At 35.6% G+C, this 21,752-nt stretch carries 25 protein-coding genes and 3 pseudogenes; 9 read left to right on the top strand and 19 right to left on the bottom strand.

The genetic code is table 11. From position 1 onward, the window contains the following. Nucleotides 1-30 precede the first annotated feature (30 nt). Both HMPREF2917_RS09690 and HMPREF2917_RS09685 read right to left on the bottom strand, forming a co-directional pair. Nucleotides 31-1,152, bottom strand: coding sequence for a VanZ family protein (locus tag HMPREF2917_RS09690; protein ID WP_070590493.1), 1,122 nt, complete (start codon nt 1,150-1,152; stop codon nt 31-33). 144 nt (nt 1,153-1,296) lie between these two features. After that, nucleotides 1,297-1,887 (bottom strand): rhomboid family intramembrane serine protease, encoded by a 591-nt coding sequence (locus HMPREF2917_RS09685; RefSeq protein ID WP_070590491.1) that lies wholly within the window; start codon nt 1,885-1,887, stop codon nt 1,297-1,299. A gap of 326 nt (nt 1,888-2,213) precedes the next feature. On the opposite strand from HMPREF2917_RS09685, the gene HMPREF2917_RS09680 reads away from it, so the two are divergent. Next, a complete protein-coding gene (locus HMPREF2917_RS09680) occupies nt 2,214-2,417 on the top strand; it encodes a CsbD family protein (RefSeq protein ID WP_003014014.1) in 204 nt (67 codons plus the stop codon). 703 nt (nt 2,418-3,120) lie between these two features. On the opposite strand, the gene HMPREF2917_RS09675 is transcribed toward HMPREF2917_RS09680, so the two are convergent. From HMPREF2917_RS09675 to HMPREF2917_RS11565, 13 genes and pseudogenes are all read right to left on the bottom strand, one after another. Next, complete coding sequence (locus HMPREF2917_RS09675; protein WP_070590489.1) at nt 3,121-4,170, bottom strand: DUF389 domain-containing protein; 1,050 nt, start codon at nt 4,168-4,170, stop codon at nt 3,121-3,123. Next, on the bottom strand, nt 4,167-4,490 hold the full coding sequence (locus HMPREF2917_RS09670) for a potassium channel family protein (RefSeq protein WP_001253404.1): 324 nt from the start codon (nt 4,488-4,490) through the stop codon (nt 4,167-4,169). Before HMPREF2917_RS09670 ends, HMPREF2917_RS09675 begins: the two co-directional genes overlap by 4 nt. A 13-nt stretch (nt 4,491-4,503) precedes the next feature. Beyond that, entirely contained in the window at nt 4,504-4,845 is a 342-nt protein-coding gene (locus tag HMPREF2917_RS09665; RefSeq protein WP_000397556.1) for a hypothetical protein, read from the bottom strand. Continuing rightward, a complete protein-coding gene (locus tag HMPREF2917_RS10985; protein ID WP_004240734.1) occupies nt 4,770-5,072 on the bottom strand; it encodes a TMEM175 family protein in 303 nt (100 codons plus the stop codon). The genes HMPREF2917_RS09665 and HMPREF2917_RS10985 overlap by 76 nt, the downstream gene beginning before the upstream one ends. 569 nt (nt 5,073-5,641) lie before the next feature. Then, nucleotides 5,642-5,962, bottom strand: a complete 321-nt coding sequence (locus tag HMPREF2917_RS09660; RefSeq protein ID WP_002902313.1) for a hypothetical protein — start codon at nt 5,960-5,962, stop codon at nt 5,642-5,644. A 33-nt stretch (nt 5,963-5,995) separates the two neighbouring features. Then, on the bottom strand, nt 5,996-6,130 hold the full coding sequence (locus HMPREF2917_RS11810; RefSeq protein ID WP_023024363.1) for a hypothetical protein: 135 nt from the start codon (nt 6,128-6,130) through the stop codon (nt 5,996-5,998). 43 nt (nt 6,131-6,173) lie between these two features. After that, nucleotides 6,174-6,512, bottom strand: coding sequence for a Cd(II)/Zn(II)-sensing metalloregulatory transcriptional regulator CadX (cadX, locus tag HMPREF2917_RS09655; protein WP_000711078.1), 339 nt, complete (start codon nt 6,510-6,512; stop codon nt 6,174-6,176). An 11-nt stretch (nt 6,513-6,523) separates the two neighbouring features. Next, nucleotides 6,524-7,138, bottom strand: a complete 615-nt coding sequence (locus tag HMPREF2917_RS09650) for a CadD family cadmium resistance transporter (protein ID WP_002911684.1) — start codon at nt 7,136-7,138, stop codon at nt 6,524-6,526. Between the two features lie 299 nt (nt 7,139-7,437). Further along, a complete protein-coding gene (locus tag HMPREF2917_RS09645) occupies nt 7,438-9,501 on the bottom strand; it encodes a heavy metal translocating P-type ATPase (protein ID WP_002893754.1) in 2,064 nt (687 codons plus the stop codon). Nucleotide 9,502: 1 nt separating this feature from the next. Next, entirely contained in the window at nt 9,503-9,781 is a 279-nt protein-coding gene (locus tag HMPREF2917_RS09640) for a DUF6110 family protein (RefSeq protein WP_002893755.1), read from the bottom strand. A gap of 180 nt (nt 9,782-9,961) precedes the next feature. Then, a pseudogene (locus HMPREF2917_RS09635) lies at nt 9,962-10,552 on the bottom strand (transposase); the annotation flags it as partial. Between the two features lie 148 nt (nt 10,553-10,700). After that, nucleotides 10,701-11,034 (bottom strand): annotated as a pseudogene (locus tag HMPREF2917_RS11805) (diacylglycerol kinase family lipid kinase); the annotation flags it as partial. A 3-nt stretch (nt 11,035-11,037) separates the two neighbouring features. Beyond that, nucleotides 11,038-11,181, bottom strand: a pseudogene (locus HMPREF2917_RS11565) (IS982 family transposase); the annotation flags it as partial. 350 nt (nt 11,182-11,531) lie between these two features. Between HMPREF2917_RS11565 and HMPREF2917_RS09625 the strand changes: the two are divergent. Together HMPREF2917_RS09625 and HMPREF2917_RS09620 are read left to right on the top strand one after the other, a co-directional pair. Further along, on the top strand, nt 11,532-12,140 hold the full coding sequence (locus tag HMPREF2917_RS09625) for a DUF1269 domain-containing protein (protein WP_002893760.1): 609 nt from the start codon (nt 11,532-11,534) through the stop codon (nt 12,138-12,140). A gap of 244 nt (nt 12,141-12,384) precedes the next feature. Next, nucleotides 12,385-12,606, top strand: a complete 222-nt coding sequence (locus HMPREF2917_RS09620; protein ID WP_002893762.1) for a tyrosine-type recombinase/integrase — start codon at nt 12,385-12,387, stop codon at nt 12,604-12,606. A gap of 360 nt (nt 12,607-12,966) precedes the next feature. Here the strand turns inward: HMPREF2917_RS09620 and HMPREF2917_RS09615 are convergent, their stop codons facing one another. The 4 genes from HMPREF2917_RS09615 to HMPREF2917_RS09600 form a co-directional block, all read right to left on the bottom strand. Next, nucleotides 12,967-14,031: an Abi family protein gene (locus HMPREF2917_RS09615; protein WP_070590488.1), complete on the bottom strand. Its 1,065-nt coding sequence runs from the start codon at nt 14,029-14,031 to the stop codon at nt 12,967-12,969. A 302-nt stretch (nt 14,032-14,333) separates the two neighbouring features. Beyond that, nucleotides 14,334-14,708 (bottom strand): hypothetical protein, encoded by a 375-nt coding sequence (locus HMPREF2917_RS09610; protein ID WP_049518570.1) that lies wholly within the window; start codon nt 14,706-14,708, stop codon nt 14,334-14,336. Further along, on the bottom strand, nt 14,698-15,069 hold the full coding sequence (locus HMPREF2917_RS09605; protein WP_070590486.1) for an ATP-binding cassette domain-containing protein: 372 nt from the start codon (nt 15,067-15,069) through the stop codon (nt 14,698-14,700). Before HMPREF2917_RS09605 ends, HMPREF2917_RS09610 begins: the two co-directional genes overlap by 11 nt. 472 nt (nt 15,070-15,541) lie before the next feature. Beyond that, a complete protein-coding gene (locus HMPREF2917_RS09600; protein ID WP_070590484.1) occupies nt 15,542-16,117 on the bottom strand; it encodes a hypothetical protein in 576 nt (191 codons plus the stop codon). Nucleotides 16,118-16,662: 545 nt separating this feature from the next. On the opposite strand from HMPREF2917_RS09600, the gene HMPREF2917_RS09590 reads away from it, so the two are divergent. The 6 genes from HMPREF2917_RS09590 to HMPREF2917_RS09570 all read left to right on the top strand — a co-directional run bounded on the left by HMPREF2917_RS09590 (nt 16,663) and on the right by HMPREF2917_RS09570 (nt 21,614). Then, nucleotides 16,663-17,004 (top strand): hypothetical protein, encoded by a 342-nt coding sequence (locus HMPREF2917_RS09590; RefSeq protein ID WP_062005177.1) that lies wholly within the window; start codon nt 16,663-16,665, stop codon nt 17,002-17,004. A 250-nt stretch (nt 17,005-17,254) separates the two neighbouring features. Then, a complete protein-coding gene (locus tag HMPREF2917_RS09585) occupies nt 17,255-18,349 on the top strand; it encodes a cell division protein FtsK (protein ID WP_256324275.1) in 1,095 nt (364 codons plus the stop codon). A gap of 289 nt (nt 18,350-18,638) precedes the next feature. After that, on the top strand, nt 18,639-18,917 hold the full coding sequence (locus tag HMPREF2917_RS11895; protein WP_371106502.1) for a hypothetical protein: 279 nt from the start codon (nt 18,639-18,641) through the stop codon (nt 18,915-18,917). Further along, complete coding sequence (locus HMPREF2917_RS09580) at nt 18,902-20,011, top strand: AAA family ATPase (RefSeq protein ID WP_371106503.1); 1,110 nt, start codon at nt 18,902-18,904, stop codon at nt 20,009-20,011. Before HMPREF2917_RS11895 ends, HMPREF2917_RS09580 begins: the two co-directional genes overlap by 16 nt. 62 nt (nt 20,012-20,073) lie before the next feature. Then, entirely contained in the window at nt 20,074-20,325 is a 252-nt protein-coding gene (locus tag HMPREF2917_RS09575) for a helix-turn-helix domain-containing protein (protein ID WP_070590480.1), read from the top strand. A 71-nt stretch (nt 20,326-20,396) separates the two neighbouring features. Continuing rightward, complete coding sequence (locus HMPREF2917_RS09570) at nt 20,397-21,614, top strand: site-specific integrase (RefSeq protein ID WP_070590479.1); 1,218 nt, start codon at nt 20,397-20,399, stop codon at nt 21,612-21,614. The last annotated feature ends 138 nt before the right edge of the window (nt 21,615-21,752 follow it).

Raw genomic sequence — 21,752 nt, 5'->3', positions numbered from 1 at the left:
AACGAATTACCGATTTCTGTCCCACTCTCTCTATTTTGATGATTCAGTTTCATCCTTTAAGAGCTCTTTCTTCACGCGCACCGTACTCTCATACTCAGCCCCAGCTAGACGGTCAAAGGGAAAGCGACGATTGAGTAAGACGATGGCAAGAGTGAGAATCAGGTACAATAAAAGCATAAAGAAGAGCAATAAAATCATGGACAGGGTTAAGAGGGAATTGTCCGTCAAGTCGCTATTCAAGAGCGAAATCAAATAGAACAACCCTTGAGGAATCAGATAGAAATAACCTACTACTAGGATTCCCCGCCAGATGGTGCGAAGCCATTTTTGCTTGTCAAAATGCAAGCGGAATTTCAATAAAGCCATTCCCAAGGTTTTGCCCCGCCACAAGGGAATCAAACCAAAATAAACAGCCAAAACCGCTACATAAGGAATCGTCTCCAAACGCTCGATTACCTCGTAAAGCAAGGATAGCATCACAAAGTCGATCAAGAAGGCAAGACCCATCCGAAAACCAGATACTCTGGTCCCTACTCGGAAAGAATGTTCGTCAATTTCGTCTCGTGTTGGCAATAACCAAACCAGGAACCAACCGAGCAAATAGCCCACTCCACCACCGGTAGTATTTTGAATAATATCATCGACATCTGCTAGGCGGTAAGGACCCGGATACAGAAAATAGAGACCTGATAACTGGGTCAGCTCCAAAAAGAGACTAAAGAGGGCTGTCAGAAGAATCGTTTTCTTAAAACCACACTTAAAATAATAGCGCAGATACATCCCAAAAGGAATCAACATCAGGACATTAAAGGCAGGCACATAAAAAGTTGGATGCTTAAGGGCTTGAATCCAAGTACCAGTCTGCGCTAAATCAAAGGGGCTCTCCTTGAAAAAATCCACCACAAAAGCAAAGGGATGGAGATTGACCATTTCCGAGTAGCTAGTATGAATCTTACTTGGATCTGGCAGAGGCAAGATCACCAAGAGATAGACCGTCATCAAGTAAAGCATAAAAGAATAGAAAATCAGCACCCGCAATTTATTGACCGAACCATATTTTCGATAATTCAAAATCATGTAGGGCAAGGTCAGCAAAAATGCCAGGAAAGGAAAGAGCTGAACAGCCGTTTTAATAGTAGAGATATACCCCATTGTGTCTCCTTTTTTTCGTTATAAAATCACCCTTTGCACAATGACAAAAGGTGATTTCTTCATTGATATAGAATATTATACGGCCTGGTAGAGGAAGAGTCAAGGGAGTACGATGAAAACCTTACTGAGGAGCCGTCTTAATGGTTAGCTTCTCCCCTTCAAGACTTTACTTCCGATAAAGACCAATAGATAACTCACAATCCCTGAAAGATGCAATAGTGTTGAGATCCATCCGGTGATTGCTGGTAAGAGCATGAGGCCAGATAGAAAAATTAAGAATAGATAAAACAGTTTTACGGTGCGTGAAAATTCTTTCCACACGTTTGGCAGGAGCATAATCCCTCCGGTTACAAAGGCGTATCCTACAGCAGAGATCCCTGTTGCCTGAATGTCTTGCCCCTGGGTTAAGAGGTGAAAAACGATGGAAGAAAGGACTGTCGCCGTCACAAAAACAATCAAGACTTGTCTGGAGCCTCTTTTTCTTTCTAGCAGTCCTCCGAAAGGAAGGATCATGAGTCCATTTAACAACAAATGGACCCATAAAAACCAGATAGGTGCGCCTTTACTACCGTGCATCAGGGTCCCACTGACATATTGCCAACCATAGACCGGCTTCGAATGAAAGGCCAATAGGTCATACATAGCATCCCCATTAAAGGAAGTCAATAGACCAAGCAACAAACAGATTAGAGCTAAAGTGCTGATAATAGGGTAGGTTGTGAGGATTCTTTTCATATTTATCTTCTCTTTTTCAAAAAACAGCGTTACGATGTTTCCATTCACGATTATTATACCATTTATTTCATTGGAGACAGAAAAAGTTTTTTGCTTCTTTCATTTCAAATCTTTGCTGTAAAAACGAAATATCGTGACTTATTAGTCGCTCACGATTTGCCTTCAGATCAAAAATCGATCCTGCTTTCAGAATACCGTAGCGAAAATTTGACTTTCCATTTCAGAAGGCATATACTTATATTAATCTGAGCTAAATAGTTTTAATTTTTTAAATGAACTGTCTTAAATTCAGATTAAAAAACTATTTACTTAACGGAGGTGACGCTATGTCATTAGAAGAAAAATTGAACCAAGTGAAGGGTTCTGTTAAAGAAGGCTTCGGTAAATTAACCGGTGATACAAAAACAGAAGCTGAAGGCACTGCTGAAAAAGTTGCTTCAAAAGCAAAAGAAGTTGCTGAAGATGCAAAAGAAGCTGTTGAAGGAGCTATCAAGGGCGTTAAAAATATCTTTCATAAAGACGACAAATAGTCTTTAACATCCTAGACCTACTCTATTTTCTACAGTCACATTTGACTGTGAAAGATAGGGTGGTTTTTTATTTTCCATTTATCTTAGGTATAGAAAAAACACCCCGAAGGGTGCTCTTTGTAAGTATAGTAATTCTTTCGAATTAACATTTTGAGTGCAGTGGTTGCCATCCAATCAAACATCGCTACGCTTGTTTTCTTGGGGCAACTATGCATAGCATATCTCTATGCGACTAAAGTCGCTAGAGCTATCCTAATTGCGCACCGCCAGTTCTCATAGAAAAAAACACCTTGCAAGATGCAAAGTGTTTTCGTTTGTATTCTACTTTCCAGCAACGAATTAACGTTTAGAGAACTGGCTAGCTTTACGAGCTTTCTTAAGACCTGGTTTGGAAAGTATGAATTTCAGTTGGACTAAAAACAGCGTAATATCAAGACTTTTCTCCGCTTTTATAAAAGCGTTTTTCCAATCAAATTCAACTAATTTTATCTAAATGGTGTGGATTTTACCCCCAAAATTACAGAGAATGGAGCTGATAAACACTAAACGTTCACACCATTAGTTAAATGATTTTTTTCATCATTTTTCTTAGATGATAGAACTTCTAATTTATTTCTTATTCAAGCAAAAACAACCTGCTATAAGTAAGAAAGAGGAAGATACAAGAAAAACACGGCGTAAAAACCGATTCAGTTCATTGTCCTCAATCCTTGTCTGCTTCATTTTCTTTTACGAGATCGTTTTGTGAATCTTTTTCAGAGAGTTTTTGATCAATATACTTGTCAATGTTTTCATAAAATTCCTTGGTCGCTTCACTATCTAATGTTGGCGAGTTCTGAACTTGATTCACTTTCAATTGAACAGATTGAATACCGTAAGAGGCTTGTTTTTGGTGGAGTGTTTCTAATTCTTCTTCTGAAATCGGATCTCCAACAACCGTCAAGACCAATTCATTGTTACTTGACTTGTAGACTTGATTAATAACCGTATAATTGGCGAACTCTTTTCCTACAAACTGTTTGATCCCTTCTTTGCGCGCTTGTTCTATTGTCAGAGTAACTGCCGAATAGCTAGCTGGAAGAATCAACAATACAATCAAAGAAATCAAGCCAATTCTCATTTTAATGCTCAGCTCTTTAAATGAAGTTAAAGGAGATTTTCTCATCAAAATTCTTGTTCCAACAATGTTGGCTAGCATGATAAAGACACAGTTGATCAAGAAAAGATAGAGAGCCCCCAATAAAAATCGTACATTCCCATTAGCTAAACCATAGCCAGCAGTACAGATAGGCGGCATCAAAGCTGTAGCAATGGCTACTCCTGGCACGATATTGTTTGCTTCTTTTTTCCTTGAACCGATCACACCAGCAATCCCACCAGCAATAGCAATGAGAACATCCCAAATGGTTGGAGATGTTCGTGCAATCAACTCGCTACTTGCATAAGATAAGGGAGAAATCCAGAAATATAGAGTCGATACAAGCAAACTGACCAATACTTGAGTAAATAAAACCTCTAGAGATTGCTTGATTAAACGCGTATCAAAAATAGCTAAACCAAACCCCAGTCCAACAATCGGTGTCATAAGAGGGGAAATCAGCATGGCTCCAATAATGACAGCTGTTGAATTCGTATTTAGACCTATAGAGGCAATAAAAATCGCACACATCAAAATCACTGTATCTCTTAATCGAACATGAAGGTCATCATATAATTTCTCACGGAATTCCCGTGTTGAATAATTGGCAGTCATTTGTCCTCTCCTCTTTCCTTATTTAAATCGGTATAATAATTAATAATAACAGCTGATAAACAGCCAAAAAATATGAGCCCATAAATCGTCAAGAAGACACTGGTAATCCTTCCAATCAAGGTCACAGCTAGGAGATCCCCGTAGCCGACAGTCGTCGAAGTCACAAAAGCATACCAAAGACCGTCTCCGTAATTTGTGATAGCAGGTTCAACTAGGAAAAGCACGCCTCCTGACCCAAAAACAAAGGTCACAAAACTCAGAGCAAACCGAGTAAAACCCGTAACCTGTATAATATGCCATAACATTTTTAAACGTCTCATTTGTTCTCCTTATTCATACTAGCTCCTGACCGAGCCGTTTTTTCCAATAATCAAAGTGAAGATAGGACATGATCTCCATCAGAGAAAGATAGACAAACTGATAGATCTGATTTAAGCTGATTATCAACTGATATTGTTTGAAAAATGACTGGAAGAAAGACCAGATATGACTGTCTTGAATCAGTCCCTTCTTAACATCAGACAGGATATTAGCTAAAGCTCCCAAGGACTGAAACGGTAAATCCTTGACATTTATATAGATCCGGTCCACCACATCATTCAGACTGGTATCTTGGATGGCATGAAATTCTCCAAAGAGAACTCCTGCCGCTCCAAGAGTAGAAACAAATTCCACCAAATAATTTCTGAGGAAATTTTCTCAACCTTTTCCCATAATGTGTTTAGTGCCATCCATAACGATCCCAACCAGAAAAAGGAAAGAAAACAAGCAAAGAAATTTTGCCGTAAATCCCAAAAAGCTTCAAGACTTGGTGTTGTTGGTTTTTCTAACTCTAAAATCAAGATGGTCATAATAATTGCTAGAACAGCATCTGTCAATACAATTAATCTGTCTTTCTTCATCGGATTGCATCCCCTTTCTTTTTTGTAACATTCTATCTTATCGCATAATATTGGATATTCTTTCATAATCCGACTACAAACAAAAATAAACCAAAAAGTCTGTCCCTATTATGCTATATTTAACTCTAGAAGTATTCATCCATCTAATTAATAAATATATCATATTTCACAATAAATGAATACTATCAAAGATTCATCCCCTTTCACTTCATCATTTAGTGTTGCTTAGATTTATCAAAAACAACCAAATTTGTATTAATTTCAAGTATCACCTAGTTACAAAAATTTGGGGTGAACAGAAAAAGCATCCCGTATTTTTGATACGAAATGCTTTCAATAAGTTTAAATAAGTTTTAACGTTTACTAAATTGTGATGCTTTACGAGCTTTTTTCAAGCCTGGTTTGGAAAGTATGGGTTTCAGATGGACTAAAAATAGCGTAATATCAGGGCTTTTCAGAACGATATCTACTAATTGATTTCATAAAATTTGAATCAATATTTTTTAAACGGGGAAATAGTTTAGGTCTCTAAGCATTAAAATAATACACCTAACTTTGGTCACCGTTTTTTAGTTATTCACTCTTTTTTCGGATAGTGTTTTTAAAGTTATGATGTAAAATGCCGCAATTAAAACACTATACATCATAATCAGAGGATAGACAATTAAGGATAGAATCAATCCCACTCCTTTAATTATTAGGTCAGGTATCAATAACTTCCTATATTGTGCGGTAGCTTCAAGTAATTCTTTCTGATCTATATTGGGTTTATCAATTACTTTATGTAAAAAACAGTTTGCTACCGTTGAAACAATAACGATCAGTCCATAAAAGAGCTGTGCCGTATGATTCATGAAATGACTACTAACTATTCCAGTAGCATAGGGCATAAATGAAACAAAAAATAAAAGATACAAATTCTTTCAAATTTCTCCCTTTTCAATTTGCCTAACTTGACCTGCATTACCTAGGTCGCTTTGCTTTAAATTATACTTTTTTCTTAAACATTTAATACGAGTAGGTATTTCTTGTGAGTAATTTTCATCAAAAAATTTCATATATAATCTCCCTATAATCATGGAAAAGTAGTAAAAATAGTTGTTATCCTAGTTGATTAAAAAAATCTCTGATTTCCTCATCTTTTATAAAATAATATATAATTTTCCCCTCTCTTCTAGTGTCCAAGATGTTTTGATTGGCTAGTTTACGAAGATGGTGGGAGGCAGATGCCATACTGAGATTTAATAAACAGGCTATATCGCAGACACAGAGTTCTTCGACGGCAAGGAGATAAAAGATGATATTTATCTGTTTATTATCGGTAAATTTTGATAAAATGCGAAGTGATTTTTGGACTTTTTCCTTTTCAAGGTAGTTCGTTGCGGTTGTAACATTTTGTTGATTTATAACATCCACTTGACAGATACTATCTTTTTTCATAATTTTTTCTCCTAGCCTAACACAGCCCATAGCATGTCAAAGCTGTTGTTTTCAATCAGGATATACATCCCCAATCCTAAATAGACAACGGCAATAAACCATCTGCTATATTTTTCCAAAGTTTCTCCAACAGAAGGGACTTGTGCTAATTTTTGGGCAGAAAAAACCAAGAGATAAATCATGACTAGAAAAGTAAGTAAAGTCACTATCAAATTCGCTAAATTTAAGGTGGTAAAATATGGGACAAAGACACCAATATTGTCAGCGCCACAACTTGCAAAAGTAATCATAGCGACTAGAAAAATCAGGTTTTTATTGTCTTTTCGCAAACCATCTTTTGCAATAGCTTCTCCATCAGAATCTCCTAAAAGCAAAACTTTGAGGCCTAGGAAAATTGGAATCAAACCGAGTAAACCTAAAATCTCTTTACTAGGAATATAATTTAAGACAAATGCAAAAAGCAAACTTAGGAATATTAGACTAACAGAGCCTAGAAATTGTCCTAAATAGATGTTAATGATGTCCTTTCTGCTTTTTCTTTTGGCAAAAAATAACATTAGGATAATAAGTAAGTCTACGGCTGTCCCAGAATACAGGATTATTGAAGTAACAATATTTTGAATCATAAAACACCTCATTCAAATATATTTTTGAATGTATTCTAACATTAACCTTTGTAGATGTCAACTTAAAATCCACCAATTAATAATTGCATGTCAATATTTGTATTGTGAAACTAGTTTCAGAAATATATAGTCTTAAAGTATGTCCACTGCCAATGGTTTTTTCAATATTTAAAAGGAGAGAACCAATTTGGTCCTCTCCAGGGTATAATTTTCCACCAACCCACTACAGTTGACAAAGAGCCGTTATTCTCAAATGAGACAACTCCTTTTAGTTTTTATAACCTCAGCTTCTCGGTCTCTTACCTACTTTTAATAGAAAGACTACGAAGGACGATTCTTAAAGTAGTCAGATTGTGCAATATCGAAAGATTAGATGGGCTTAACCAATTTAACAACCCAAATCCAATTAAACTTCCATTTATTACAACTGTTTCTTGAATATTTCTTTGAATTAATTTCTGCAACGATTCAGATAAAGAATTCAATTCCTCGAAGAAATCTAAACGATTATCTAATAATAAAATATCACTCATCTGCTTAGAAATATCAGCACTTTCATTCATCACAACCCCAATATCTGCAAGCGTCAAGGCAGCAGAGTCGTTTAACCCGTCTCCAACCATCAAAATAGTTCGGCCAGCTTTCTGTAATTCCTGAACCAACTGAAACTTACCATCTGGTTTTAAATCAGTATAAACGTTGTCAAATGGCAGATCTTTAACCAACTCTTCTGTTCTAGCCAACGTATCACCAGTTGCCAGAATCAGTTTTTTCCCTTGGCGCTTTAGCTTTTTCAATGCAACTTTCGCCTCGCTTCTCAAGGGAGTGTGGATACAAAACATCCCAATTAATTCTTTCTTATAAGCCAAAAACAATAAATTGTAATGAGTCTTATATTGCTCAATCAAGGCCAGCTGCTCAGAACTAATTCTTACCTGTTCGTCTTGCATTAGTACATAATTTCCAATGACAACCGATTGACCATCAATTTGCGATTTAATCCCTTTGCTTGCAACATACTGAAGCTTGCCATGCATTTCTTCGTGTTCAATGCCTTCAATTTCAGCTTGTTTAACAATTGCATTGGCAATAGGATGATAGATATGTTCCTCCAAACATGCACTTATTCTTAAAATATCTTTCTCAGTATAATCTCCGAAAGGAAGAACCTTTTCAACCAAAGGATAACTCGTCGTGATGGTACCCGTTTTATCAAACAAGAAAGTATCCACTTCCAGATATTTTTCTAATACATCACCATCTTTAATAACCATTTCTCGATTTAGACCTTCCTTTATGGCCGTAAGGTAGGCTACAGGTGTGGATATTTTTAGAGCACATGAAAAATCCACCAATAAAAAGGAAATGGCTTTTGAAAACGAACCTGTTAACAGATAAGTCAAACCAGCACCTAAGAAGTTATATTTTACAACCTTGTCTGCCATCCTAATAAAATGACGTTGTTTTGTCTTCTTACTCTCTTCAGATTTTTTCATCAGATTGATGAGTTGCAAAATACGACTGTTTATCTGATTATCAGTCACACGAATTCTTAACTCTCCTGTTTCCAAAACAGTATTCGCACATACAGAATCTCCCTCTTTCTTTTCAACAGGGAAGCTCTCTCCAGTCAAGGAACTCTCATTGACCATGCCTAATCCTGAAACCACTTGGCCGTCAAACAAGATTTCATTACCTTGGGAGACAACTAATACATCACCTACTTGAACATCAGAACTCTTGATGCTGATGACCATGTCTCCCCGCACTAAGAAAACATCACTTTCTTTAGCAAGAAGGCTTTGTTCCAAATCTGTTGCTGTTTTTTTTAAAGACCACTGATCCAGATGATTACCCAAATCAAGCATAAACATGATGTTGCTAGCTGTCTTGGATTGGTTCATAAACAAGGACAACAAAATGGCCGAACAGTCCAAGACCTCCATGGTTAGTTCCTTGCGCGCTAAAGTTTGATAGGCTTCTTTGACATAACCCAAAGCCTGATAACAAGTCCAAATATAACGAATAGGGTAGGGTACAAAACTTCGAAACAGCAAACGCTTAATCGCTGCACCCGATACAATTGAATAAGCACTCTCTTCTCTACGAATGGGAAGAGTCATCAAGTCCGAAACTTTCCCCTTGTCAATTTTTTTTAAAAAGGCCTCTGCATTTTCTAATACAGAGAAGCCTTCTTTCATACGTAGAGTAAAGTGCTGCTGATCCATATAAAACTGAATAGAGTCGATCCCTTTTTCATCTTTAGCCAAGGAACGAAGATAATCTTGAATATCCAAGGTCAGTGAAAACGAGGACGATAATCGGATATGTTGATATCCTCTGTGTAGCACTTTAAAAGACATATTATTCACCTGTCAGGCTATCTAATTGTTCTTCTTTCTTTTCCTGTTCGTATAAATATTTAGCGTCTTGTAAAACATCATCACCGTGTTGTTTTACAACAGAAACAGATGCATCCAGTCCATCTTTCAATTTGTAAGCTTTAGCCAAGGCCTTAGAATAGCCTTTCTTAGCTTCTTTACTTGCTAAGACTTTCAAGCCAAGCGTCCCAAATGCTACCCCTCCTAAGAAGAGAGATGATTTTTTCGCAACTTTTGCGACGTTTAATACTTCTTTTAACATGTTTATTTCCTCCTTGTAACTATTGTAGCGAAAAATGACAGCAAAAGCAATTGCTGATATCTGATATATAGATAAAATTCTCTATACTGATATTTAATTATATTATGATGAAAACAATATACTTTATTTTTTGATACTGTAAATAATTATGTGTAAACACTTAAGTAGAGTTACGGAGTGTTAATTAAATAAGCTTTCAAGTGTATCAGAACATTGACCAAACCCTTTATGGATTCGTTGACTTTGCTTGAAATTATAATCTTCAAACAACGTAACTAAGTAACGTTCCAGAGCCTCCTCATTAGGAAAAAGAACCTTCTTTTTCGTTTGATGTTTGATTTCTTTGTTAAGAGACTCAATGAGGTTTGTCGAATACATGCTGTGCCAAATCTGGTAGGGAAACTGATAAAAAGTTAAAAGATTATCCGTCTTCTCCAGACTTTCCATGACTTTCCTATACTTTGGTTTCCATTCGGCGAGAAAGTCCTCTAAAGCTTGTCCTGCCATTTCTAAATTTTCAGCACGATAAATCATTATAAATTGCCCCAGAATAACCGCTCTATCTGCTCGTTTCACTTTACTAGCTAGATTTCGACTAATATGAATTAAGCAACATTGTTGTTTAGCTAATGGGTGAGCCTGACTGATAATCTGCTCAAGCCCCTTAAAGCCATCTGTAACTACAAGAGAAATCTGTTGGATTCCTTGGTTTTGAAGCTTGTCTAACAGGGTGGACCAAGAAGCATTGTTTTCTTGAGGCAACTGTGCATAGCATATCTCTATGCGACTAAAGTCGCTAGAGCTATCCTAATTGCGCACCGCCAGTTCTCATAGAAAAAAACACCTTGCAAGATGCAAAGTGTTTTCGTTTGTATTCTACTTTCCAGCAACGAATTAACGTTTAGAGAACTGGCTAGCTTTACGAGCCTTTTTCAAGCCTGTTTTCTAGTATTTTTATATCTATTGGCAGATTATCCGACTTATCCCCATCAACATCTGACTCTAACTCAACCTCTGAAGAAATCCTAATATTGCGTACTTTGATATATTCGATATTATTGTTACCTACTAGATCCCCTTTTTAATAAATCTGGGATAGCCGATAATTTAGAAATGATGGATGAATCCTTTAAAATCAAGATATTTCCATATTCATCTGTATTTTCATCAAATAGTTTTTTGTCTGCATAGTAATTGGATAGAAGAACTAAGACCTGAGTAGCTTCACCTTCATAATTGCCATTTTTGCTTTCAAAAGGTAATAATTGCTTGTTCATAGCTTGGCGAATCAGTTGCACCAGCCAAATTAATTGTCTTGACCGACGAATAAAGCGACTTCTTTCAAGGATTCGACCATAAGGAAACAGTTGGCAGATTCTATAAAAGTGTCGATGTGATTCGGCACGCTCATCAGACTCGCTACACAGAGCTGGTACATAATATCTGCTATAATTTTCTGGAAGATTTGGTCAAGCGGTCTTTTAGCCGTGTGACAGGCATACAGGAAAAACACTATTTATTTACTTTTTGCACGGGAGGCTTTAAGATGTTGCTGGACGCCTTTCTTGATAATCACTCAGAGTCGCCAGAGTGTCTGGGCTGGGATATGGCAAAGATATACCGCTGCCTGAAACTGTTCTTTGACGCTGATAAACGCGACATATCAATTAAAATGTCGCACTAAAATGATTGAAAAGTGATTGAAACTGTATTATAATGAACGTATATATTTAGAAAAGAGGTACTAACTATGGAAAACCTAGTAGTTTCAGTCTTTAACACTGAAAGCGAAGCTTATCAGTCCTTTGCGGATTTGAAGGCTTTCCGCCAAACTCAGACGACCAAGGTTGCTCAAATCGCCTTGGTCAAAAATGAAAACGGTCACATCGTTGAAAAAGAACGCTATGACTTTGAAGATTCAACGACGGATGCAACCCTAGAAGGTGGCTTGCTCGGTGCAGTTATCGGGCTTTTGGGTGGTCCTATCGGCGTCTTGTTTGGTTATGGTATTGGCAGCCTCTATGGTTTGGCTGCTGGTGATACCGTTGATACGGCAGAAGCTGGCTTGATTGACGTTGTGTCTCAAAAATTGATCGACGGCGAAACAGCCGTTGTCGCCTTGGTGCAAGAAAACAACGAAGCAGTCATCGATGCTTACTTCACCAAGTACGACACCCAAATCGTGCGTTGGGATGTAGCAACCGTCGTAGCCGAAATCGAAGCAGCTCTGCAAGTCCAAGAAGACCTCTACAACCAGGCACGTGCACAAATGAAGGCTGAACGTAAAGCCGAACGCAAGGCTAAACTTGAAGAATTCAAGGCAAATGTCAAAGCAAAATTTGACAAATTGAAAGCCTAACGTCTAAGCGTCTCATAAATTTAAATGTGACTGAGACGCCATTTAAAATTTATGTGCGTCGGATTCTCACAGTTAAATAATTGCGTTGACAAAGCCGTTACAGCCGTTCTTCCATTCTTTGAAAAGAATGTTTAATAGACAAGAAATCTGGACTAGTATTGGTCTGGATTTTTTTGTGAATATAGAGGTCATAGCTTTTTGACTATGCTTCGTTATAATTAGAAAAATTTTAAGTTTTATCAAGATGAAATCAGTCAGACGAAGACATCCCGAATTAGCACCAGCATCACCACACAAACTAAGACATACTGGTGCTACTCTTGCTAAACAAGCAGGTGTTTCTCTTGAAGCCTTCTCAGAAGCTCTTACTCATAGTGATAAAGAGATTACAAAAACTTACGTTAATATCAAAGATAAAGTCAATCAGACTGTAGGTGATATTGCTTTTCGTAGTTTAAAAAATTGATGGGGTGAATATGGGGTGAATTTTGGGGTGAACTTTGATTTTTTGAAACAAAAAAGACATCCAAGAAATAATTCTTGAATGTCTGTAAACGTTGATATAATCGTATTGATTAACGTTTTGAGAATTGTGATGCTTTACGAGCTTTCTTAAGACCTGGTTGGAAACACTTTTATTTGAATAAGTTTCAATATCCGCTTAAAATCAATGTTTTCCCACGTTTTCAGAAAGAACAATTTCATCTAATTTGAATATATTTCATTTGAATGGTGTGAATTTTACCCTAAAAATACATGAATTGAGCTAGATTTTACCAAAAAGTTCACACCATTTTTGTTATTATTAGTTTTATGAATTTTTTATCTAGATTGTTAGCAACTCAAACCAATTTTCTGGAAAACCATAATTTGCAAAATCGATCTCATAGCGACAACTCTCGTTCAACAATCGTTCTAACTTATCATTCCAAAATAAATGTGACTCTTTAGACATAGATATTATAATATGCCTCATTGCCACAAAATAGACAAATAATTTTTTATTATCATCATCATCTAAACAATTAGACAACAATTTTTCATCAGCACGATGAATAACTGGTAACGTATTGTGCAACCTACCATATAAATGTCCATTGTGGGAACAGATATTTCTCAAGTAGCGCAGAGCATTACACCATGACAACAATACCTTAGCGGCAATTTTATTTGTTTGATCTAAGGGTGAACTCACATAGGAAGCAACCTTATTTCTATAAAGAGGCTGCAACGCAACCAAAAAAGAAGAAATATTCCCAAATGTCATCAAGCGGAAAACTGTCCAAGGAAGCACTACCCCAAATTCAGATATCTGTTTTTTAACTATATTATCATCACTTTTTTGCAATATCAGGCTTGATAAATAATATTTCGTTCGAAGAACTAAATCTTTCCTATGGGGGTCATCCTTACTATATTTTTTACTCTCATTATAATACAACTCATCATCTTCAAAAATGTAGATTTCTTTATTATAGCCCAATGTTATAGCATCTGAGGTACTCTTTTTCAAAAAAACTTCAATACGTTCTAAAATCTCTTGAAGAAAATTTCTTAAATAGCTATCAAATAAATAGGCAGATTTTGCTTTGAAATAATTACGTTCCGTTAGCTTACCATACTGTGAGAATGATTGAAAATCAATATCTCTTAAAAAATTAACGCAATCTTCTTTATAGAAATCATCGCAATTTTCTTTTGAGAAATCCCAGTTAGAGTTATTTTTCATGTGGTCATAGAGCTTTTCTTCCGATAACGATGGCTCAATTTCTTTCTTCAATTGAGTTGGTGCTAGAACCGGTTTATAACGTAAACAATCTTTATCAGAAATATCAACTTCTAATGGTAAATATTCTTTAAAATTTTTGAGTTCAAATATGTTATCTGACATAAATAATATTCCCTCTATGTATAAAAAAAGGCCACCTAGTTATACCCGACGGTACCTTCGATGACTTCAAATCTAAAATAAGTATAACAAAACATAAAATATTTGTCAACAATATTCTATATCTGCAATTTCTGAAATTTTCCAAACTTCTCTATTCGTAATCATATAAGAAAGATTACTAACATTTTCAGCATATACTTTTCCAACGCAAAGAAAACATACTGATAATATAACTAAGCGAAATAATAATTTCATTTTCCATTCCCCTCTACGATGAAATTTATAAATTTATAACGTCAAACCTAAACAATCTCCATAATAAGATAATAAATTAGAACCGAAAACAGTGTTATTATTACCCCAACAATGACCGTATATAATATTATTTTTGTTTGACTTAAACTACTTATAAAGTTTTTTACCCTCTCATCTGATTCTATCATTTTATACTCTTCGGTAGTTTTATCCTTTAATAAATCCGATACAGTATTTAAGTTGTTTTGCTTTTTAATTTTCTCAATCTCGAGCGACGTCTTTACAGTCCAAAAGAATAAGATTGCATAAATTATAAATCCTATTTTCCCAAAAATCATAACAGATGGAAAAATACTAAAACATGTTACTGCCATTAATACTATAAATTTTTTAGTAAGATATGTACTTCTATCATTTTTCATTTTCAAGCTCCTTTATTTTATAATAGAGGCTGTTGTAATAAGGGCAATTCTTAATTAATCTACTGTGTGAATCAAAGCCTTCGATTTTTCCATTTTTAACAATTAATATTTTGTCAAACTTATCAACTAAAGAGATTCTGTGCGAAACAACCACAACTGTACAATTTATTTTGAAAATCAACTCCATCATTTGTTTTTCAGACAATACATCCATAGAACTCGTTGGTTCATCAAGAAATATTATTGATGGTTTTGAAATAAGTGTTCTTATTAGAGATATTTTTTGTCTTTGTCCTCCAGACAGATTATTTCCATTTTCCGATATAATGGTATCCAGTCCTAATGGAAAGCTATTTACCAAATCGATTAGACCAGCTCCTAACAACTCTGCTTTAATTTGACCTGAAGCACTACTATTTACAGCTTAAGAATTGATAATTATAGTTTGCACATCGGAATCATCCACTTTCTTATATAAATATTAATTAGTTATGGTAATTTTTTATTCTGAAAATTTTATCTTTAGTAACAACTTTTTCTTATTTTATTATACTTTAATTTGAATGAAATTTCATTTTTTTATATGTGAAAGTAGTTTCAGAATTTGAACTTTAAATTTTTTATTATACATTGATTATCATTAAAAATGATGTACAAATTAATTTCTCAGATTAGAGGATATTATGTACTAGAAAACATACAAAATACCACTTCAGAATAATGTACAAAACAAAAATAAAGTACACTCTCTTAAAGAATGTACTTTATTCTTCTAATTCAGTTGTATCAATAGTTTAAGTCTTATTTGATCAATTGTTTATAAACTTACAGTTTTATTTTTTCAACAAATATGCATGAGAAGACTCTATACGTTTTACAATTTTACGATGTTCTTTTGTTCTCATAACCCCTTCTTCCCTAAATTCTTCTGCAATAGCATGATATTCTAGATCATTACGGAAAAGCTCTTCATTAAATTCATATCCTTTTAGATACAGTAAATGCTTTAGCATCATAATGATAAGATCCTCCCTGTAGTTTTCATTTACAGTCCGCAAAGCATCTAGTTCTCTTTGATATCCTGTGTCATTTTCTACTATATTTGGATCTTCATTTTCAAGCGACTCAAAAAATTCAATACGTTTAGCCTCTTCGATTTCAGCCCTCCTTCTTTCCCGTCTTTCTTCAAATTCTTCCTGTGGCTTATCAGCTTCATAGGTAGCAATGGCCGCCATCATAACTTCCTCAGTGTATAACTTTGGATTAGAATATCCTTCAACACTATCAAATCGTGACAAGTATTTTCTTGCATTTCTTGCAGTCACAAATGTCTGTTTAGCAAAGTAATTTGTTGTATAATATCGTACGTTATTTTTAACGATTGTCTCAGATGCAATTTTTGGCATCATATCACCCCATTCCTTTTATTGCTTTAATTTTACCTTTTATTTTTCAAAAAATCAAACAAAATACTATTATGTAAGGCATTATTTCCTTTTTTAATGTGTCCGTTTATTGTGCAATATTTTGTTTTTTATTATCTGATTCTGTAGTATAATATTACCACAAAGAAAAATTCCGGAATTTCTTTCAGCATCTCCCACCGACGGAGCTCTAGTCGGTTAGAAAGCAATAGTAGATATAATGATTTCTCAAACACTTCAAAAACATTTACAACAACTACGAGAATGTCGTATGACAAATTACAGTAACACAAGTTATCAAAAACGGTCAGGAGATACTTTCTTCACGTGTGTACCTGAAAAACTATGGGAACGCTGGTATAGTTCTGAAAAAATCTCCTTTTATAGCCTATACAATGATAAAGAATACGAACTTGATAGCGAATCAATTAGAACACTCCTAACCTATATTTGCACTGAGTGTTACTTAATTCTTGTTTTATACGAAATCTTTTATCATTTGCCTCAGAAAAAGAAAGTAGGAAAATAACATGGCAACACCAAAATGGAATAAAACTCTTAGCGAAGTACTCAATCAACCAACAGTGTCACTTGAACTTGTAAGTGAGAAAACTGGAAACGTATACCAAACAGATGTAATTCGGCAATTAAAGGTACTATCCACTGGATCTGTCGAAGAAAAAGATGGAAAATATCTTTACCTAGTCGTTGACAGCAAGAACGATTTAGAGTATAAAATCAAAGTTCCAAACCGAGTAGAAACAAGTTTTGGCAAAATTTTACAATTTGAAAATGTACGGGGTGGAGCACTCTCGAATGGATTAGGTTGGTATGCTGCTGACTCAGTAGCAGTGGTTCAGCGTAATGCGTAAGCGTAGATTCCGAAGAATCAAGCCTACACCAAACTGTTTACTTCAAGGCTATCAATTATCTTTGATAGCCTTCGAAGTTGCAAGTGGTTTGAGTGTATTGCTATTCTTTATAAATCAAACAATAACTGTATTGTCATCATATTTGTCAAAACTATTGATATACAGTATTGCTGTAACGATTATCACATTCCTTATACTACTATATACTTGGTTACAACGTGAGGAAGTTTCATCAATTGAGATTCCACTAATGTCTAATAAATCCCAAAAATTGGCACAACAGTTAAAACGATTATTTAACGATAAACAGGTAACCGATGTACTCAAATTGTCAAATACAACCCGCTACGGAGAAGAAATGCCAGAAATCGAGATTTGGATAGACGAAGATTTATCAAGCGGATATATTGCAATAGAAAACATCGCAAATTGGGAGCGTGCAGACCGCGAAAAATTTGAACAATGTGTTTCCGGTATCTTATCTGGCAAGTATCAACGATTTGCTGTGACCAATTCTGAACTAACATATGGCGATAGCTACATCATTTTTCACATTGAGGATACACTTACTTCTCAGCGTTTGTTTGTAAAAGAAGGTACAGATACATTACAGCCATTTGTTAACGATGATAGTCATGCGATACAACTCGCAAAAGACTTAGTCTGGCACTCAGATATTGTTCCTCACATGTCAATTATCGCTCGCACTCGTGCGGGTAAGTCTGTTCTTGCTGGTAGATACATGGCTCAGTTAATGTTACACCAAAATTGGATCGTTGAGTATAACTCAGCCAAATTTGACCGCTATGTAAAAGAGTACAGAGGTAAATCAGATCCTATCGATATAGTAAAACGCACTGAGTATTGGTGTTCCATCATGGAAGAACGATTAGCCAAAATCAATGAAGCTGACAAAGAGAAATATCTTGAGATGGATAATATGCCTGACATTGCTTTATTCTATGATGAGCTTGGTAATTTAAATGCATCATTAGAATCTTTAGATAAGGCTGATAAGACATTAAAAATAACTACACGTTGGACTAATGCCATCAACCGTCTATCTGCTACTGGTGGCTCTGCTGGTATCCACATTATAGCTATTAGCCAATTTGGCACAAAAGAAGGGTTTTTGCCCTCCTTAGCCCGTGCAAATTGCTCTGACGCAGTTATTATGCTAGGTGGTGCTGCTGATTCCGCAGATGAGCGTAAATTTCTCATGTCTGGTTTTGCTGATATGCCAAAAAGATCATATAAACAAGGGCAGGGGGTTGCTCGAATTATTGGTTCAGGAAAAAAATGGGAAACTCCTCATTTTTTTGAAACACCTTGGTTTGGAGAATAAGAGATTATTATTTACTCTGTTTCTGCATATGACTAGCGTAGTCTGTCTTATACAGGAACGGAGTCATGACGCAGGCGACGGGTCACAAGGTCGCTCAGCTTTGGAAAAGCTGACTAATGTCAATTCCTAACTATTCTTTACGCCTGCACGGCACTGGGCTTGTCAAGTGCCGTGCACAACAAAAACCTTAGATAGAACAAGGGTTTGAAGTAACATACCAAATTTCGAATCCTTGATTTATCGAAGGAATAGTTAAAGGAATAATTAAAATAAAGGAGCCTATCTATTTATGGCAAAGAAAGAAGCAAACCTTACAACAATCATGCTGGTTCAACAATTAGATGCAGACTACTGGCTATCTACTGACTATAAAACACCATTCCAACAAGCTAAGAACGGTGATTGCCTTCCATTGCTCAAAATGATTGTCAATAAACTTGAATCTAGCAATATTATCGTTAAAGAAGCTTATATCATTAAACATGATAAAGATAAGATTTCAACCTGGGATGCTAACCAGAAAAAAATGTTGTTCAAGATAAGCCAGCCCATATTCATGCTTTATTAAAATTTGAAAGAGGTGCTTCATTAGCAAAAATTGCTCTAGCTATTAGTGTAGAACCTCAATATCTTGAAAAATTGAAATCTGGACGATACGGGTACGATAATTGTTTGGCTTATCTAGTACATGCCAAAGATGAAAGCAAACATCAATACCAACCTGATGAGGTTATGACCGTGAGGGGCGAAGATTATACTAGCATTTACCAACGAAGCATGGAAACGTGGTTTAAAGGTCGAGCAACCAAAAAAGCGAAGGAAACAAACCTCAGTGTTGATTGGCTAGTTGAACGGATATTAGATGGTGAAATAACTAAGCGGAATATCATGCTCACAGATGAGTACTACGCTATTTACGGCCAACATAAACGTAAAGTAAACGAAGCCTTAGAGACTGCTGGAGAGCGTAGAAGCTACCGTACGATAGCTGACCTTGAAGCAGGCCAATTTAGGAAGACAGTTATTTTTATTCAAGCCAAAAGTGGCGTAGGAAAGACTAAGTTCAGTAAAGAATTGATAAATGCTATTCAAGCAAATGCAGTTAAGAATGGATTAAATTGGGAAGCATGTCTGACAGCTTCTACTAATGCATTTGATGAGTACAATGGTGAAGAAATCTTATTCTTAGATGACATCAAAGGCGATAGCCTCACTGTTTCAGACTGGTTAAAATTACTAGATCCTTACATGATCAGTCCAATATCGGCTCGTTATCACAATAAACTAGGCACACCAAGAATTATTTTAATAACGAATACTAAGACACCAGTTGAATTTTTTTTCTTTGCTAAGGGGAACCATAAGGAAGACTTGGGACAATTTATACGAAGGATTGACCTGTTAGTACACATGCACAATGACATTTTTCATGTGTGTCCTCACGAGAAAACAGCGGAAGAAAGCACAATCGAAGCCTTCGGAACTAACATTCGCGTCCAACATTCTTACACTTTTCAAAAGTCTCCTGCTATTCAGCGAGATGGCGCGTTAGAAGAAATTCTAGAAACAGTGATGACAAATATGAATTGGAACAAAGAAAAAAAGGTTATCGATGCAAGCGACCAAACGAACAACGATAACCCAGACACTCAACAAAAATAGCACAACTACTTTTGTTGTTGCTATTATCTCAAAAATCTCGAAAAGAAACAAGAGGTAAGCAAATGCAAGTAATTTTTCCAGATGAAGAAATTCATCTCCTTATTGATGATGTAGTTAAACGAGAAATTGAAAATCAACTAAACAACATCAATTTTGAAAGCCCATTTTTAAACAAACGACAAACCTGCGAATATCTCGGAATATCCAACAACACTCTTGACAGTTGGATCCAAAAAGGTTTACCAGTAGTTCGTATCGGGAAAACTGTCAGATTTAACAAAATTGAACTCAATCACTGGTTACAAAATCAGTAGCATTATAACCGTGGTTTGATATAATTAAGCCACGGTATTTTTCTAGCTCAATTCAAAAAAAGGAGAATACTATGTCCATTACAAAGACTAAAAACGGAACCTATCGCTTACGTCTTTATATTCCTGAGGAAGTTAAGCCTTCTTTAGGCATTGATAAGAAAGTGATTGAAAAGCGGTTCAAATCAAGGAGTGAAGCAAAAAGATACGAACTAGAACTTCAAAATAAGATTGATAAAATTCTTTGTGGAGAATCTGCTTCATTGGAGAATAGCGGTTCTATCCTCTTTTCAGATTTCTACCAAAATGTTTGGTGGGAATCCTACAAAGCAGGTCAAACTACCTCTACTGCCAAACCACCATCGCAAGCAACTATAGTTGGAACAGAAATTGCTTTTAGAAGACACATCCTACCTTTACTTGGGAACTACTCAATAGACTTTCTTAATCAAAATAAGCAAGTTGTACTAAATCTATTGACCCAAAAGGCTGAAGAATATGCAAATTTCAAAATTATCAGGAGCTACGTTAACTCTATCTTTGACTGGGCAGAAGAATTAGAGTATATCGAAACTAATCGCCTATCAAAAACGATAAGCCGTATCAAAGCTACTAAGAAAATCAAGCTACAGGAATCTAAAAAAGATGAAGATTTATATCTATCTCAAGAAGAACTGCAAGCATGGTTTACAGCTTTTGAAAAGGATTTAGAGACTGAAAAAATTCTATTCAAAGACTATGTTTTGTTCTATACTACCTTCTTTTTAGGGGATAGAAAGTCAGAGAGCTACGCTTTGCAATGGAAACATATTGATTTCAAAAATAAACAAATTCAATTGGTTCAAGCCTTAGATCGATATAAAAATCAAAAGTCAACTAAAGGGAATAAAAAGACGATTTTTTCAATTCCACAAGAACTTACCGACTTGTTAAATTCTTGGAAGAAGCAACAAAAATCTGAACTGGCTTCATTTAACATCATGCAAACTCCTGAACAGTATGTTTTTACATATATTGATACAAAGGGAAATGTAAACAGTTGTCTCCATGCTGATTATCTTAACAACAAGATGAAATCTGTTAAGCGTCGTCATCCAGAGCTCGCACATGCAACCCCTCATAAATTACGACATACAGGAGCTACACTCGCTAAACAGGCTGGAACCTCTATGGAAGCTATTTCTGAAGCACTCACTCATAGTGATACGATTACAACTAAGACTTACGTGAACACTTCAAACGTAATCCCAATGGCTGTTGGAGAAATTGCCTTTCGTAATCTTAAAAAGTAATGGTGTGAATTTGGTGTGAAAAGTGGTGTGAATTTTGCTAAAAATCATCAAAAAAACACTCCATGGTGTGAACCATGAAGTGTTTCGAAACGTTGATATAATCGTGTTGATTAACGTTTTGAGAATTGTGATGCTTTA

It is taken from the genome of Streptococcus sp. HMSC061E03 (genome assembly GCF_001813505.1).
Taxonomy (GTDB): domain Bacteria; phylum Bacillota; class Bacilli; order Lactobacillales; family Streptococcaceae; genus Streptococcus.
The sequence above is the reverse complement of the archived record's forward strand: the minus strand, read 5'-3'. Positions and strand labels throughout refer to the sequence as shown.

Coding starts and splice junctions, on each gene's coding strand:
- HMPREF2917_RS09585 (WP_256324275.1), top strand. CDS start 17,255: ATGTCTAATAAATCCCAAAAATTGGCACAACAGTTAAAACGATTATTT.
- HMPREF2917_RS09680 (WP_003014014.1), top strand. CDS start 2,214: ATGTCATTAGAAGAAAAATTGAACCAAGTGAAGGGTTCTGTTAAAGAA.
- HMPREF2917_RS09670 (WP_001253404.1), bottom strand. CDS start 4,490: ATGAGACGTTTAAAAATGTTATGGCATATTATACAGGTTACGGGTTTT.
- HMPREF2917_RS09620 (WP_002893762.1), top strand. CDS start 12,385: ATGAAATCAGTCAGACGAAGACATCCCGAATTAGCACCAGCATCACCA.
- HMPREF2917_RS09625 (WP_002893760.1), top strand. CDS start 11,532: ATGGAAAACCTAGTAGTTTCAGTCTTTAACACTGAAAGCGAAGCTTAT.
- HMPREF2917_RS09600 (WP_070590484.1), bottom strand. CDS start 16,117: ATGATGCCAAAAATTGCATCTGAGACAATCGTTAAAAATAACGTACGA.
- HMPREF2917_RS09650 (WP_002911684.1), bottom strand. CDS start 7,138: ATGATTCAAAATATTGTTACTTCAATAATCCTGTATTCTGGGACAGCC.
- HMPREF2917_RS09570 (WP_070590479.1), top strand. CDS start 20,397: ATGTCCATTACAAAGACTAAAAACGGAACCTATCGCTTACGTCTTTAT.
- cadX (WP_000711078.1), bottom strand. CDS start 6,512: ATGAAAAAAGATAGTATCTGTCAAGTGGATGTTATAAATCAACAAAAT.
- HMPREF2917_RS09685 (WP_070590491.1), bottom strand. CDS start 1,887: ATGAAAAGAATCCTCACAACCTACCCTATTATCAGCACTTTAGCTCTA.
- HMPREF2917_RS10985 (WP_004240734.1), bottom strand. CDS start 5,072: ATGAAGAAAGACAGATTAATTGTATTGACAGATGCTGTTCTAGCAATT.
- HMPREF2917_RS09645 (WP_002893754.1), bottom strand. CDS start 9,501: ATGTCTTTTAAAGTGCTACACAGAGGATATCAACATATCCGATTATCG.
- HMPREF2917_RS11810 (WP_023024363.1), bottom strand. CDS start 6,130: ATGAAATTTTTTGATGAAAATTACTCACAAGAAATACCTACTCGTATT.
- HMPREF2917_RS09610 (WP_049518570.1), bottom strand. CDS start 14,708: ATGAAAAATGATAGAAGTACATATCTTACTAAAAAATTTATAGTATTA.
- HMPREF2917_RS11895 (WP_371106502.1), top strand. CDS start 18,639: ATGGCAAAGAAAGAAGCAAACCTTACAACAATCATGCTGGTTCAACAA.
- HMPREF2917_RS09660 (WP_002902313.1), bottom strand. CDS start 5,962: ATGCCCTATGCTACTGGAATAGTTAGTAGTCATTTCATGAATCATACG.
- HMPREF2917_RS09590 (WP_062005177.1), top strand. CDS start 16,663: ATGGCAACACCAAAATGGAATAAAACTCTTAGCGAAGTACTCAATCAA.
- HMPREF2917_RS09615 (WP_070590488.1), bottom strand. CDS start 14,031: ATGTCAGATAACATATTTGAACTCAAAAATTTTAAAGAATATTTACCA.
- HMPREF2917_RS09690 (WP_070590493.1), bottom strand. CDS start 1,152: ATGGGGTATATCTCTACTATTAAAACGGCTGTTCAGCTCTTTCCTTTC.
- HMPREF2917_RS09640 (WP_002893755.1), bottom strand. CDS start 9,781: ATGTTAAAAGAAGTATTAAACGTCGCAAAAGTTGCGAAAAAATCATCT.
- HMPREF2917_RS09675 (WP_070590489.1), bottom strand. CDS start 4,170: ATGACTGCCAATTATTCAACACGGGAATTCCGTGAGAAATTATATGAT.
- HMPREF2917_RS09575 (WP_070590480.1), top strand. CDS start 20,074: ATGCAAGTAATTTTTCCAGATGAAGAAATTCATCTCCTTATTGATGAT.